General features: G+C 60.3%; 13 protein-coding genes. 6 read left to right on the top strand and 7 right to left on the bottom strand.

The genetic code is table 11. The features are described from left to right. Nucleotides 1-41: 41 nt before the first annotated feature. Both ACILSQ_RS14275 and ACILSQ_RS14270 read right to left on the bottom strand, forming a co-directional pair. Complete coding sequence (locus tag ACILSQ_RS14275) at nt 42-884, bottom strand: sugar phosphate isomerase/epimerase family protein (RefSeq protein ID WP_395744313.1); 843 nt, start codon at nt 882-884, stop codon at nt 42-44. A 96-nt stretch (nt 885-980) separates the two neighbouring features. Continuing rightward, nucleotides 981-1,649, bottom strand: coding sequence for a hypothetical protein (locus ACILSQ_RS14270; RefSeq protein ID WP_395744312.1), 669 nt, complete (start codon nt 1,647-1,649; stop codon nt 981-983). A 138-nt stretch (nt 1,650-1,787) separates the two neighbouring features. On the opposite strand from ACILSQ_RS14270, the gene ACILSQ_RS14265 reads away from it, so the two are divergent. Continuing rightward, nucleotides 1,788-2,432, top strand: coding sequence for a Uma2 family endonuclease (locus ACILSQ_RS14265; protein ID WP_395744311.1), 645 nt, complete (start codon nt 1,788-1,790; stop codon nt 2,430-2,432). A 6-nt stretch (nt 2,433-2,438) separates the two neighbouring features. Here the strand turns inward: ACILSQ_RS14265 and ACILSQ_RS14260 are convergent, their stop codons facing one another. Next, on the bottom strand, nt 2,439-3,680 hold the full coding sequence (locus ACILSQ_RS14260) for an RsmB/NOP family class I SAM-dependent RNA methyltransferase (protein ID WP_395744310.1): 1,242 nt from the start codon (nt 3,678-3,680) through the stop codon (nt 2,439-2,441). A 138-nt stretch (nt 3,681-3,818) separates the two neighbouring features. Here ACILSQ_RS14260 and ACILSQ_RS14255 point away from each other — a divergent pair, with 138 nt between their 5' ends. From ACILSQ_RS14255 to ACILSQ_RS14245, 3 genes are all read left to right on the top strand, one after another. Further along, nucleotides 3,819-4,985 (top strand): pyridoxal phosphate-dependent aminotransferase, encoded by a 1,167-nt coding sequence (locus ACILSQ_RS14255; protein WP_395744309.1) that lies wholly within the window; start codon nt 3,819-3,821, stop codon nt 4,983-4,985. 58 nt (nt 4,986-5,043) lie between these two features. Continuing rightward, a complete protein-coding gene (cysK, locus tag ACILSQ_RS14250) occupies nt 5,044-6,024 on the top strand; it encodes a cysteine synthase A (protein WP_395744308.1) in 981 nt (326 codons plus the stop codon). 137 nt (nt 6,025-6,161) lie between these two features. After that, on the top strand, nt 6,162-7,280 hold the full coding sequence (locus ACILSQ_RS14245) for a tol-pal system YbgF family protein (RefSeq protein ID WP_395744307.1): 1,119 nt from the start codon (nt 6,162-6,164) through the stop codon (nt 7,278-7,280). A gap of 11 nt (nt 7,281-7,291) precedes the next feature. On the opposite strand, the gene ACILSQ_RS14240 is transcribed toward ACILSQ_RS14245, so the two are convergent. From ACILSQ_RS14240 to ACILSQ_RS14230, 3 genes are all read right to left on the bottom strand, one after another. Next, nucleotides 7,292-7,846 carry a hypothetical protein gene (locus tag ACILSQ_RS14240; RefSeq protein WP_395744306.1) on the bottom strand — a complete coding sequence of 185 codons (555 nt, stop codon included), beginning with the start codon at nt 7,844-7,846 and terminating at the stop codon, nt 7,292-7,294. A gap of 4 nt (nt 7,847-7,850) precedes the next feature. Further along, nucleotides 7,851-9,035, bottom strand: coding sequence for a DegT/DnrJ/EryC1/StrS family aminotransferase (locus tag ACILSQ_RS14235; RefSeq protein ID WP_395744305.1), 1,185 nt, complete (start codon nt 9,033-9,035; stop codon nt 7,851-7,853). A gap of 62 nt (nt 9,036-9,097) precedes the next feature. Further along, nucleotides 9,098-10,336 carry a hypothetical protein gene (locus tag ACILSQ_RS14230; RefSeq protein WP_395744304.1) on the bottom strand — a complete coding sequence of 413 codons (1,239 nt, stop codon included), beginning with the start codon at nt 10,334-10,336 and terminating at the stop codon, nt 9,098-9,100. Between the two features lie 118 nt (nt 10,337-10,454). On the opposite strand from ACILSQ_RS14230, the gene ACILSQ_RS14225 reads away from it, so the two are divergent. Together ACILSQ_RS14225 and ACILSQ_RS14220 are read left to right on the top strand one after the other, a co-directional pair. Next, nucleotides 10,455-10,745 carry a hypothetical protein gene (locus ACILSQ_RS14225; RefSeq protein ID WP_395744303.1) on the top strand — a complete coding sequence of 97 codons (291 nt, stop codon included), beginning with the start codon at nt 10,455-10,457 and terminating at the stop codon, nt 10,743-10,745. Next, nucleotides 10,742-11,182: a PIN domain-containing protein gene (locus ACILSQ_RS14220; protein ID WP_395744302.1), complete on the top strand. Its 441-nt coding sequence runs from the start codon at nt 10,742-10,744 to the stop codon at nt 11,180-11,182. The genes ACILSQ_RS14225 and ACILSQ_RS14220 overlap by 4 nt, the downstream gene beginning before the upstream one ends. On the opposite strand, the gene argS is transcribed toward ACILSQ_RS14220, so the two are convergent. Next, nucleotides 11,183-12,934 (bottom strand): arginine--tRNA ligase, encoded by a 1,752-nt coding sequence (gene argS / locus ACILSQ_RS14215; protein WP_395744301.1) that lies wholly within the window; start codon nt 12,932-12,934, stop codon nt 11,183-11,185. Nucleotides 12,935-12,964: the final 30 nt, after the last annotated feature.

The raw sequence follows: 12,964 nt of genomic DNA, 5'->3' as shown, positions 1-12,964 counted from the left end.
ACCTGCCACAGACCGGGATTCCGGCCAAGCAAATCCTTGCTTCACTCGAAACCGTTGGCGCGCAGGAACTTCAGGCTCTGCGGGATCTGCTCCAGTGAGGAGGAGGATTCGTCCTCGATAAAGTAGTGCTGCACGCCGTTTTTGCGCGCGGCGGCAAAGATCGACTTCCAGTCCATCTGGCCGGTGCCGAGAACCACGTCGTTTTCCACATCCGTCTTGCCGGTGAGGAAGCCGGTGGCCACGCCTTTCTTCAGGTCCTTGAGGTGCATGAGCTTCCAGCGGCCGCTGTATTTTTCCATCAGCTTCACAGGATCCTGGCCTGGGAAGACAATCCACAAGATGTCCATCTGCATGGAGACAAACTCGGGTTTGGTTTCCAGCAGGAAGAGATCCAGCAGCGTGCCGTCTCCGTAGGGCTCAAACTCGAAGCCGTGGGCGTGGTAAAACATGGTGATGCCCTCCTTTGCCAAAGCTTCACCAGCTTTGTTAAAGACGGCGATGGCGTCGCGGCACTCCGCTTCGTCAAACTTGTCCTTGTGGTCGATCCACGCACAGCCAGCATACTTGAGGCCGAGGGTCTTGGCCTCCTTCACCACGTTGTCGAGGTCGTTCTTGTAGCGTGCATAGGGGAAGTGGCTGCTGACGGCCTTCAGACCGCGCTGCTCGAGCTCGGCTTTGAACTGCTCCGCCGTGAGATCATAGGTGCCGGCGAGCTCGACCTCCTTGATGCCAAATTCCTTCACCCGGTCCAGCGTCCACGGCACGCCGCGCAGCTTGAACTGGCTGCGCAGGCTGTAGAGCTGCAGACCGGCGGCATTCGTGGCTTCGGCGGCGAAGGTTTGAGCCGCAAGGCCGAGGACGAGGAGAAGGGAGACGAGTTTCATGGGTGAAGAAGGACAGTGTTGGAGATTGGAAGGGCGGATGTCACGCCGAAAGTCGTGATGCCGGTGTGAATTCGAGGTGAAGACGGAGTGACATTCTCAGCCTGTTGCGGCCATGCGCTGGCGTTTGAGCTCGTCGTAGCTGATGTCTGAAATGATGTCGCCATCGTCCGGCACCCGGTCTTCCCGGTAGTCACGGCGGCTGAAGGGCGGAGCGAGGCATTCAGGCTCAAGGGCTGTTCCGTGGCAGTCGAGTTGAATGAAGTACCTGCCCTCGACGTCCCGGCTGACCACAAACTCCGTGCACGGAAAGCGCCGCGGCTGGTTCTCGTCTGGATCATCAGTGATCGGTTCGAAGTCGTACAGATACTGACCTTGTAGAAAAAGGACGGAACCGTCTGTGAGCTCGATGAAATACTGGCATCCTTCGTCCTCCCGCTCTGTCACCTGAAAGGCGCGTGTGGCATGAAAGGTCTGCTGCAGGAGCTCGCCTTTGGCCCGAACCGCCTCCACCGTGAAATCCTTCCTTTTCAGACCCAGGATACCAAACGGTGTGGTCGATTTCGGACTCAGGACGGCGGTGGCCAGTTCAACACCCAGGACAAACACCGGCAAGACCAAAGCCGCGATGAGTCCCGGATGCTGCCACTTCGGCGGAATGATCGAGGTGGTGAGATACACCGCACCGATTATCAAGGCACCGACGAAAACGCTGCCGACGATGATCTTGACCGCGCAGCCGGTGGCAGTGAACGGGGCTTTCTTCATGAGGCAGACTCAATTTCCGCAGCAAACGCGAGGTGGAGGGACATAAGCTTCATGGCGGTTGACGCAAGGTGTGAAGGCCCAGGCAGGACGCGAGAATTTTCTGACTTGTGAAGCCGCCATGAACGAGGATGTTTCAATATGCCCGCGTCAGTGCTCCAGACAGTCAAACCGAAGGTGATCCGTACGGGCGGAGGCAGCCTGCTCAATTCCGAGCAATTTCTCGACTGGCTGCAGCCGGGCGTTTTTGCCGATCTCATCGGGGGGCAAATTTTCATGCACTCGCCCGTCAATCTCCGCCATGCTACGCTCGTCAATTTTCTGGAGCGTCTTCTCGCTGCCTACATCAAAGAAACTGATCTCGGCGGTGTGCTGCATCGCGAGTCGGTGGCGGTGCGGCTGAGCGCCCGGGAGACTTTCATGCCGGATCTAGGCTGCTTCACGGCGCGGCAGGCGGAACGGCTGGGTGAGACGCACGCGGCATTCGCGCCGATGTTTGTGGCGGAGGCGCTGTCGCCTTCGACTGCAAAGAACGACCAGGGTCCGAAGTTCGCCTCCTACGAGCTGCATGAAGTCCAGGAATACTGGATTCTCGATCCGCAAAAGCTCCAGCACCGTTTCTTCCGTCGTGCGGGGGACATGCTGGAGGAGTTTGCGACAAGCGGAGATAAAATCGCCTCCACCAGCATTCAAGGGTTCTGGGTGAAGCGCGCGTGGCTTGACCCTGACAAGGCGCCGAAGGTGAGCACCTGTCTGAAGGAAATCATGCGCAGCTCGAAGCGCTGAGCTGTTTCACACCCTTCGGATCGCCGCGGCAAAAGCTCCGTCCATCTGGTCCTCCGGCGGGAAGCTGTGGCGCTTCTCAACGAGTTCATATCCGGGTGTCGATTCGAGCACTGCGGAGACAAGCTGCTCGTTCTCCGCGGGCTCGATGCTGCAGGTGCTGTAAACGAGAATGCCGCCGGGTTTCAAAACCCGCAGGCAGTTGCGCAGGAGGAGCGTCTGCGTTTCCACCTGCGCGGTGATGTCCTCGGGCTGCAGCCGCCAGCGCACATCCACGCGGCGGCGCATGACGCCGGTATTGGAGCAGGGGACATCGAGCAGGATGCGGTCAAAGCCAGGTTGGGCGAATTCGGGGATCTGCGGGTCCGCCCAGTCATGCTGTTCAATGCAGGCATTCGCGACGTGGAGGCGGTGCAGATTTCCTTCCAGGCGGCGCAGGCGGCCGGGGGAGACATCGCAGGCAAAAATTTCGCCGGTATTTTCCATGAGCTGGGCCAGCAGCGCCGTTTTGCCGCCGGGAGCCGCACAGGCGTCCAGCACCCGCTGGCCCGGCTGCGGAGCCAGCAGGCGGGGGGCCATGGCCGTGCTGGGGTCCTGCATGTAAACTTTTCCTGCGCTCAAATCTTCGCGTGGCAGGTGGTCGCAGACGATGAAGTCCTCCGGTGCCCCGGCCGTGTCGGGATGCAGGCGGTTGATGCGGGCGGAGATGGGAGCGGGGATTTGGTTCCACTCGCAGAGGGCGGTGGTTTTGGCTTCGCCGTAGAGGCCGAGCCAGTGCTGGATGAGCCATTTGGGGTGGGAGGTGCGTGTCTCCAGCGGCAGAGTGGCGGTCATGGCCAGGAGTTCCTCGGATTCCCGGCAGGCACGACGCAGCACCGCATTGATAAGGCTGCGCGCACGGCCGGTGGCGGCCACGGTTTCATTCACGGCGGCGTATTCTGAAACCTTGAGAATCAACACCTGGCACAGGCCGATGCGCAGGCCCCAGCGGCTGCGGTGGTCAAGGTGCTTGCCGTCCGTAATGACGTCGATCCAGTGGTCCAGCAGGGAGAGATTGCGCAGCGTGGTGAGCACAATGTCACGCAAAAAGGCGGTGTCGGGTGTGCTGAGATCGTTTTCACGCTGGATGTAATCCATCAGGTCTGCGGCGAAGCGTTCCCCCTTGGCCCATTCCCCCAGCACATCCAGCGCCATGCCTCGGATCGGGGCGGCGGGCGGGCGGGAAGGGGACTGCGGGCGTGTCTGATTCATGGGTGGCATGACTAAGGCGGCGTGGCGCTGGACACAAGCCGCCCTTTGCCTGCGGCGGGAGGAATGATTGACAAACTTCCCGCCCCCGCCTTTATAGATGGCCCCCCGCCATTTTCACCCGCCCAACCACCCCAGACCATGGATTTTATCGCCAAGAACATCGCCGAAGTCGCCCCTTCAATGACTCTTTCCATCACCGCTCAGGCGAAGGCGCTCAAGAAGCAGGGTGTGGATGTGCTGAGTTTTGGTGCAGGAGAGCCTGACTTTGACACCCCGGCTCCCATCATTGAGGCCGCCACCAAGGCGCTGAACAGCGGCAAAACCCGCTACACGGAGAGCGCCGGCATCCTGGAACTGCGTGAATCCATCGCCGCAAAGCTAATGGTGGACAACAATGTGCAGTATGAGCCCTCCCAGATCAGCGTGAACTGCGGTGCCAAGCACTCCTGCTACAATGCCATCCTGGCCTGCGTGAACCCGGGCGATGAAGTCATCATCCCGGCGCCCTACTGGACCAGCTATCCTGAAATGGTGCGCATCGTGGGCGGCATTCCGGTGATCGTGGAAACCAAGCGTGAAAACGGCTGGAAGCTCACTCCGGATGAATTCGAAGACGCCATGTCTCCGATGACCAAAATGATCATCCTGAACACCCCCGGCAACCCGACGGGATCTGTTTACAGCCGTGATGAACTCAAGGCTCTGGCCGAGATCGCCGTGGGTGAAGGCATCGTGATCCTCTCCGACGAAATCTATGAGAAGCTCGTCTATGGCGGCCAGGAGCACGTCAGCATCGCCTCCCTGAGCAAGGAAATCTACGACCACACCATCACCATCAACGGCTTCTCCAAGGCCTATGCGATGACCGGCTGGCGCCTGGGCTACACCGCCGCCCCGAAGAAAATCGCCGACGCGATCGACACCATTCAGAGCCACACCACCAGCAACCCGACCAGCTTTGCCCAGTATGGCGCCCTGGCCGCCCTGCAGATGGACCAGCAGATCGTCAGCGACATGCGCGATGAGTTCGACGTGCGCCGCCAGTACATGCTCGGCCGCCTGAGCAACATCAAGAACGTGCGCGTGGTGGAGCCCCTGGGCGCCTTCTACTTCCTGGTGGACATCGAGCCCACGCAGATCAAGAGCGTGAACTTCTGCGAGAAGCTGCTGAGCAAGCAGAAGGTCGCCATCGTCCCCGGCGTGGCCTTCGGCGCTGAGCACACCGTGCGCTTCAGCTACGCCACCGGTCTGGACGTGATCAACGCCGGCATGGACCGCTTCGAAGAGTTCTGCAACCAGCACTAATCTCGCATCGCAGCCGGCAATCTCCGGCCACGTCATCCACCGCAAACCTCCAAATATCATGGGCATCTACAACAACATCGTCGAAACCGTTGGCAAGACACCGCTGGTGAAGCTTAACAAAGTGACCGCTGGACTGAATGCCACGATCGCTCTGAAGTGTGAGTTCTTCAATCCGCTGGGCAGCGTGAAGGATCGCATCGGCGCGGCCATGATCGAAGACGCGGAGAAGCGTGGCATTCTGAAGGCCGACACCGTCATCGTGGAGCCCACCAGCGGCAACACCGGCATCGCGCTCGCCTTTGTCGCCGCGGCGAAGGGCTACAAGCTCATCCTGACCATGCCTGAAACGATGTCGTTGGAGCGCCGCACGCTGCTGGCGCTGCTGGGAGCGGAGCTTGTGCTCACCCCGGGCGCGCAGGGCATGAAGGGCGCCATCGCCAAGGCCACCGAGATCGTGGCCAGCACGCCGAACGCCTGGATGCCGCAGCAGTTTGAAAATCCGGCCAATCCGGCCATCCACTCCAAGACCACCGCTGAAGAGCTGTGGGCGGACACGGACGGCAAGATCGACATCCTCATCTCCGCCGTGGGCACAGGCGGCACCATCACGGGCGTGACGGAAGTCATCAAGCCCCGCAAGCCCAGCTTCACTGCCATCGCCGTGGAGCCTGAGGCCTCTCCGGTCATCAATCAAGCTCTCGCCGGCCAGCCTTTGCAGCCCGGCCCGCACAAGATCCAGGGCACCGGCGCCGGATTCATCCCTGGCAACCTTCACCTCAAAGACAGCGCCGGAAATGCGCAGATCACGGAATGCGTCAAGGTCAGCAATGACGCCGCTTTCGCCATGGCACGCCGCCTAGCCAAGGAGGAAGGCATCCTGGTGGGCATCAGCACCGGCGCCAACGTGGTGGCCGCCATTGAAGTGGCGAAGCGCCCTGAAAACGCCGGCAAGCTGATCGTCACCGTCGCGTGCTCCACGGGCGAGCGTTATCTTTCCACCGCGCTGGCTGATGAAGCACGCGCCCAGGTGGGAGCCTGAGTTTTGCCAATGACGAAACCAGAATGACGAATACCAGAGGCTGAACTTGTGAGCAGCTTTGTTGCTTTTCGTCATTCGGACATTCTGCATTCGTCATTTCCAAGCCGGCCGTTCCTCGATTTTAAATTCACTCTCTTATGTCCCAACTCGACTCCACTTCCCAAGAACTCCAGGCCACCGGCATGGAAAAGTTCATGGAAAATAATCTGCGCAAGATCGTCTGGCTTTTCATCCTCGTGGTGGTGGCTCTGTGCGCCTATGGCGTGATGCATCACCAGAACACCCTCAAGGCCAATGCGGCCGCCGAGGAGTTTACCGGGGCCAGGACGGTGGAGGACTGCGACCTCGTCATCTCGCGCTATCCCGGCACGAATGCCGCCGCGAACTCTCTGCTGCTGAAGGCGGATTTGCTGTGGGACCAGAACAAGAAGTCCTCGGCTGTGGAGGCGCTCAAGGAGTTCACCTCCAAGAACCCCACGCACCCGCTGGCCGTTTATGCGCTGCTTGGCCTCGGCTCCAAACTGGATGCCATGGGCGAAAGCAAGGAGGCGCAGGCCGTCTTTGAGCGCATCACCACGGAGTTCCCCTCCAGTGAGGCGGCCCCCCTGGCGCAGGTGCGCCTGGGTGATCTGCTCTGGGCGCAGGGCAAGAGCGACGAAGCCAAGAAAGCCTATGAAGACCTGGCCGTGAAGTTCCCTGACATGCAGGAGTTTCAGACCATCAGCCAGAACCGCCTCGGCTGGATCGCTGCATCTCTGCCGACCAAGGAGGTGGATCCGCCCCCGGCCCCGAAAGTGGAGCCCAAACCTGGTGCTGCCTCAGTCGTCCCCGGCATGCCTAACATCAAGCTGAACGCGGTGAACAGCGGCATTGGCGCCACCATTGCCCCTCCAGGAGCGCCTGTGCCCGTCACGGTGCCGCCTCCGACGACGCCAGCCCCGGCTCCTGCTGCGGGTTCCCCCACGCCGCCCGCTCCTGCTCCTGCCACGCCGCCCGCTCCTATGCCCGCGCCTGCACCATCCACGCCTCCGGCTCAGCCTTCCACGCCTGCGCCAGCTCCGTCGGCTCCTGCACCGGCTCCTTCTTCTGCCACGCCTCCAGCTCAGCCCTCCGCACCCGCTGCTCCTGCTCCTGCTCCTACGCCCGCCCCGGCTCCTTCTCCTGCCGCTCCTTCACCTTCGGCGCCAGCAGCTCCTGCGACACCGCCAGCCACCCCGGCCCCGGCTGCTCCAGCGCCTGAAGCACCGAAGCTTTAAGGCGAATTTCGTCAGTCCTTGTCTGGGATCAAGATCGGCTTGGATTCTTGCCGGGCATTGTCTCCCACGTACTCTCGTCTGGGTGGAACCACTGTAGCATGCATATCGCTGACCACAGTGCAGCCCATCAAGGACTCGTGGGCCACATCGTTGCCATGCAGCGTGCTCAGTGAACTCAGAGGAACCACCCAGGTGATGGATTGATTCGGAGCCATTTCGATCTGAGGTTCGCTCCACATCGTGGTTGTGAGCAGGTTCAGATACTCTTTTTCGAAGATCTCATCTTCTTGTCCCGAACGATTTTTGACCCGCAGGGTCGCGTGAAAGTCTTTATCATTCACGATGATCTTGAGCTTTGTTGTGGAGCTGTTCGTAAGAGTCGCCACAAAGCGGGGTTCGCTGCCATTGCCGCCCGCCTCGAAGACAAGGCTGTGGCTCAATAAATGAGTATATCCACCTTTTTTGTCGGGGGCAGGAAAATCTCCAGACAACGTTAGGTGCAAAAGCAAAGCCAGAACGAAGCTGCATCCCATGAACCAGAGGCAGCTGATGACAATGGCTTTCATGATTTTAAAGCCACTCGGCGATCACTGCGATCACTTCCTCGCGCTGGGTTTCGGTGAGTTCGCCATAGATCGGAATGCTGAGCACCTCGCCTGCCACCCGGTGGGACACGTCGCAGCCGGAGAGAGATGCGGCAGGCAGATTGGCAAAGCACTTCTGCTGGTCGAGAGTGACCGGGTAGTAGATGTCGCAGCCGATCTTTTTCGCCACCAGGTGATCGCGCAGGGAGTCGCGTTTGCCATGGAGGACACGGATGGTGAACTGGTTCCAGATGTGCTCGTTGTGGGCGTAACTCACCGGCAGCACGATTTTGGCATTCTGCGCCGTCAGCCAGGCATCCTGAGTGCTCGCGCATTTGCAATGCTCAGGATTTGCCTGCACCACGCCGGGAAGCTTTGACAAGGCCTCAATGTAATGGGTGGCATTGCGCTGGCGGTCGGCGGTGTATTGCGCGTAGCGCTTCACCTTCACGCTCAGCAGGGCGCATTGCAGCGTGTCCATGCGGAAATTGCCACCCACGTAATGGTGGTAGTACTTGGGCTTGCCGCCGTGCACGCGCAGCACGCGGGCGTACTCGGCCAGGGCTTCGTCATTGGTCACCAGCATGCCGCCGTCGCCAAAGCCGCCGAGGTTTTTGCTGGGGAAGAAGCTGTAGGTGCCGAAGTCTCCCAGCGTGCCGCTGCTTTGGCCTTTGTATCTGGCACCGATGGACTGCGCGGCGTCTTCGATGACCTTGAGGCTGTGCTCCTTTGCCAGAGCGAGGATCGGGTCCATGTCGGCACACTGACCGAAGAGATGCACCGGGATGATCACCTTGGTTTTGGCGGTCATCTTTTTCCGTGCGTCGTTCACGTCCAGGTTGAAGCAAATGGGGCAGACATCGGTGAAGACGGGGATGGCCCCGAGACGTGAGACCGCCCCCGCCGTTGCGAAGAAGGTGAAGGCGGGGCAGAGTACTTCGTCGCCAGCTTTGATGTCCAGCGCCATGAGCGCCAGCAGCAGGGCGTCCGTGCCGGAGGAAACCGACAGCGCATGCTTCACGCCCACCATCTCCGCGATTTCCTTTTCAAAGATCTCCATCTCCGGCCCCATGATGAACCTGCCGTGATGCAGCACCTGCGTGAAGGCGGCCTGGAGTTCGGATTCGAGGGGGAGATTCTGGGCGTTGACGTCGAGAAGGGGGACGGGCATGGGAGGGAAAAGAGACGAGGGCGGAATGATGAATGACGAATGGCAGGCGTGCCAGCGATTCCTTATTTCGCCAGATCCGGCCAGCCACCCACCTCCTCCTGGGAGTGGACTACGGGCTGAGATTTTCTCTCCCTCACGCTGGAGATGACACGCTCGTCCACGGCATCGCGGGCATGGGAGCAGCCGGCCTTTTCCAACACGCTGCGCAGCACCTCCTCCGCGCTTTGCGGCGGGATCGGGGCGGTGCTGGTGAAGACCGGCGCTTCCTGGATCTGCTTCAAAGCGGCATCCATGAGCTTTTCGCGGCCTTTGGTGTCGCTGAGTTTGATTTGCGTACGGTCGCTGGCAAAGGCGCGTACACCGTCATGCACCTCGTGCTTCATGACCGCTTCGATGGCGGGCCTCTTCGGATCACCGAGATACACGTTGCCGATGAACTGGAAAGCGTAGCCCTTGGGGGTGGCCTCGTCCTTGTGATTTTCGATGCCTGTGGTGTAGCGGGAGCCCGAGCGCTCGTAGTCAAACATCACATTGTTCACCGCCTCCATCTGCACCGCGTAGTCGTCCCCCTTGCGCATGTCATTGGCCTCAAACTGCGGCCCGCGCATGACGTAGCGGGCAAAGAGGCAGTGATGCACGCTCAGCGTGTCCGCGCTGGAATTGAAGCAGAAGGCGTGGTTGTCGCCATAGGGGTGCAGTTCAGGATTGCTCAGCGGCTCCGCCAGGAGGCACCACTGTACCGTCACATTCTGGCAGTGCACCACGCTGAACAATTCATCGCAGCTCCAGGAGGTGGAGACGTGGTCGATGATCGCATCTTTGCAGCGCGTCAGGCCGATGCAGTCCAGCGCGTTTGAATGCTCCGGCCGCTTCAGCTTCTGCTCCCGGTTCTTGCGTTTCGTCGTCTCGTCCCCTAGCCGCACACGGATGTTTCGCACGATGATGTCATGCGTGTCCTTGAACTCCAGCGACCCGCCGCGCAGGCAGACGCCCATTCCCGGAGCATCGCCGCCGTCGATTGTGATGTACGGCTCACGAATCTCGACCTCATCCCGCAGCAGGATCGTGCCTGCCACCCGGAACTTCACGATGCGCGGCCCCTTTTGCAGCACCGCCCAGCGGAAGGAGCCCTCGGGCGGATTCTTCAGATCATCATCGAGGCGGGTGACTTCGATGACACGCCCTGCTTTGCCACCTTTGGCGAAAGCACCGAAGCCTGCAGCGCCGGGGAAGGCATGCTCCTGGGCGGATACAGCGGAGAGACTGAGGCCTACGAGAAGGGCACAAATCACGTGATGCATGGCGCATTAAACATAGGGTTGTGCCATGATCTTCCGCTGAAACATTTGCCATGCATGGTCCCCTTGCGGTGCAGACGACCTTGCAAGCTGTCCTTCAATATGCCAACATTGTCTCAGGATGAGCACGACACTTGCACTGGATGCCTCGAAAGGGCTTTTCTTGTCGCCTGCCCTGTTGGAGCTGGCTCAGTGGAATGATGCTGAGAGTGTGTCTGTTGAAATCGGCGATGGGCGTATCGTGGTCACTCCCGTGGTGGAAAAGGATGCGCAAAAAGTGCAGTTGATCAGAAAACGCGGCAGGATGGTCATTGAAGGTTTGGGGGCTTCTTCCGATGCGGATGTGATCGCCTCCATCAAGGCTGGACGTGATCAGCATGACAACGGTGTGATGCAGGACCTTGGGGCATGAAGGCGGCGGTTGATTCCAGTGTTCTGGTGGCCGCGCTGGATGTGCACCAAGAGCATCATGCGCAATGCTTTGATTTGCTGGATCTCCCCGGCCTCACCATGTTGAGCCATGCTGTTTCTGAGTGCTTCAGCTCCCTCACTGGGGGCAGGTCTGGCCGCCGTGCTCCCGCCAGCCTGGTAACTCAGGCGCTGGCCGCTTCCATTTTGCCAGCGGTCAAAAGCTGCGTGTTGGATGCTCAGGAAATCGTGGTGGCATTGGAAACAGCGGAAAAGCGCGGTGTTCGCGGCGGAGCCGTCTATGATTTCCTGCATCTGGTAGCTGCAAAGAAATCAGGCGCCGAGAGGCTCTACACCTTGGATGTGAGTGACTTTATGGCTTTTCGACGTCACGGTGATCCCGACATTGTGCATCCTGTGAATGTCGGGGATCCGCTTTGATCACATCCGCTCCGTCGTCTGAATGCCCAGCAGGCCCAGGCCGGTCTTGAGGACACGGCTGGTGGCTTCACATAGCGTGAGGCGGGTGTTGCGCACCGCGCCTTCAGAGCGCAGCACGTTGCAGGCTTCGTAGAAGCTGTGGTAGGTGTTGGCGAGTTCGTAGAGATAGTTCGCCAGCAGATTCGGGCGGTGGTCGTCCAGGATGTCGTGGGCGTTTTCAGCAAACTGCGCCAGTTTCATCGCCAGGGCACGCTCGGCAGGCTCGGTGATGGCGAGGTCGTCGGTCAGTGTGACCTGGCCGTCGAGCTTGCGGAAGATGGAACGTGTGCGCACGTAGGCGTTGATGAGGTAGGGCGCGGTGTTGCCTTGCAGGCTCAGCATTTTGTCCCAGCTAAACTTGTAGTCGGTGAGGCGGTTCTGGCTGAGCTCCGCGTATTTGACCGAGCCGCCGCCAATGATGCGGGCGATCTCGTCCTTCTCTGTGTCGCTGAGGCCCTGTTCTTTTTCATCGGCTGCGGCACGGGAGCGCTCGATGGCTTCATCGATGACTTCGAGGAGGCCGACGGTTTCGCCACTGCGGGTTTTGAACATCTTGCCGTCAGGGCCGAGGATGCTGCCGAAGGCGATGTGGATCATCTTCGTGGTGATGCCACGACGCTGCGCCGCGGCGAACACCTGGCGGAAGTGGAGCTGCTGCGGTGCGCCGACGACGTACCAGATTTCATCCGCATGCCATTCCTTCACGCGGTAGTCGATGGTGGCGAGATCCGTGGTGGCGTAGAGGAAGCCGCCGTCGCCTTTGCGGATGATGCAGGGCGCGGCCTTCCATTCGTCCTTTTCACGGATGAGGAAGGGGTCGTTCTCCGGTTTCACGCTGCCATCGCTGAAGACCACGGTGGCGCCCTCGCTGATGGTGGCGATGCCTTGATTGAGCATCTCGGCCACCAGCGGAGCCAGGGCGTCATTGTAGAAGCTTTCGCCCAGATAGTAATCGAATTTGATGTCGAGCGCGCCGTACACTTTTTCGAGCTGCTCCAGTGTGAGGCGCACGCATTCCTTCCAGATGGCGAGGTTTTCGGCATCGCCCTGCTGGAGTTTCACGAGTTCGCCTTTGCAGGTCTCGAGCACGGCTTCGTCAGCCTTGGTCGCTGCGTTCACCGATTTGTACACGCGCACCAGTTCGTGGATCGGGTCCTTGGTCAGCGCCGCCTTGTCGAGCTGTGTCTTCCAGCCGTGGATGATCATGCCAAACTGCGTGCCCCAGTCGCCCACGTGGTTGTCAGTGATGACCTTGTGGCCGATGAAGCGGGCCACGCGGGCCAGCGAGTCACCGATGAAGGTGCTACGGATGTGGCCCACGTGCATCGGTTTGGCGATGTTTGGAGCGGAGAAGTCCACCACGATCGTCTTGGGCTGTTCCACCTGCGGCACGCCTACGTGGTCGTCTTTGACAATGACGGAGAGCCTTTGCGCCAGCGCACCGGTGCTCAGCGTGAAATTGAGGAAGCCGGGGCCGTCCACGGTGATCTTTTCGCACAGGTCCTCGATCTGCAGCGCCGCCTTGATCTGCTCCGCCAGTGCGCGCGGATTCATCTTGAGCTGCTTCGCCAGAATCATCGCCGCATTGCTCTGGTAGTCGCCGAAACGGGTGTCAGAGGCGATGACGACACCGGGGCTGAAACCTTCGGGCAGGGCAATGCCGGCGGCGGTGAAGGCTGCCTGGAGACGAGACGTGAGAAGAGCGCGAAACATGGGGGCGCGCATTGTGAATGCCGAATGGCG

Origin of the sequence: Prosthecobacter sp. (assembly GCF_044227185.1) — a bacterium.
In the GTDB taxonomy this organism is placed as follows: Bacteria; Verrucomicrobiota; Verrucomicrobiia; order Verrucomicrobiales; family Verrucomicrobiaceae; genus Prosthecobacter.
The sequence above is the reverse complement of the archived record's forward strand: the minus strand, read 5'-3'. Positions and strand labels throughout refer to the sequence as shown.

Bases quoted from the DNA above. Each gene is read 5' to 3' on its own strand.
- cysK (WP_395744308.1), top strand. From the start codon at position 5,044: ATGGGCATCTACAACAACATCGTCGAAACCGTTGGCAAGACACCGCTG.
- ACILSQ_RS14260 (WP_395744310.1), bottom strand. From the start codon at position 3,680: ATGAATCAGACACGCCCGCAGTCCCCTTCCCGCCCGCCCGCCGCCCCG.
- ACILSQ_RS14270 (WP_395744312.1), bottom strand. From the start codon at position 1,649: ATGAAGAAAGCCCCGTTCACTGCCACCGGCTGCGCGGTCAAGATCATC.
- ACILSQ_RS14235 (WP_395744305.1), bottom strand. From the start codon at position 9,035: ATGCCCGTCCCCCTTCTCGACGTCAACGCCCAGAATCTCCCCCTCGAA.
- ACILSQ_RS14255 (WP_395744309.1), top strand. From the start codon at position 3,819: ATGGATTTTATCGCCAAGAACATCGCCGAAGTCGCCCCTTCAATGACT.
- ACILSQ_RS14225 (WP_395744303.1), top strand. From the start codon at position 10,455: ATGAGCACGACACTTGCACTGGATGCCTCGAAAGGGCTTTTCTTGTCG.
- ACILSQ_RS14220 (WP_395744302.1), top strand. From the start codon at position 10,742: ATGAAGGCGGCGGTTGATTCCAGTGTTCTGGTGGCCGCGCTGGATGTG.
- ACILSQ_RS14240 (WP_395744306.1), bottom strand. From the start codon at position 7,846: ATGAAAGCCATTGTCATCAGCTGCCTCTGGTTCATGGGATGCAGCTTC.
- ACILSQ_RS14230 (WP_395744304.1), bottom strand. From the start codon at position 10,336: ATGCATCACGTGATTTGTGCCCTTCTCGTAGGCCTCAGTCTCTCCGCT.
- ACILSQ_RS14245 (WP_395744307.1), top strand. From the start codon at position 6,162: ATGTCCCAACTCGACTCCACTTCCCAAGAACTCCAGGCCACCGGCATG.
- argS (WP_395744301.1), bottom strand. From the start codon at position 12,934: ATGTTTCGCGCTCTTCTCACGTCTCGTCTCCAGGCAGCCTTCACCGCC.
- ACILSQ_RS14275 (WP_395744313.1), bottom strand. From the start codon at position 884: ATGAAACTCGTCTCCCTTCTCCTCGTCCTCGGCCTTGCGGCTCAAACC.
- ACILSQ_RS14265 (WP_395744311.1), top strand. From the start codon at position 1,788: ATGCCCGCGTCAGTGCTCCAGACAGTCAAACCGAAGGTGATCCGTACG.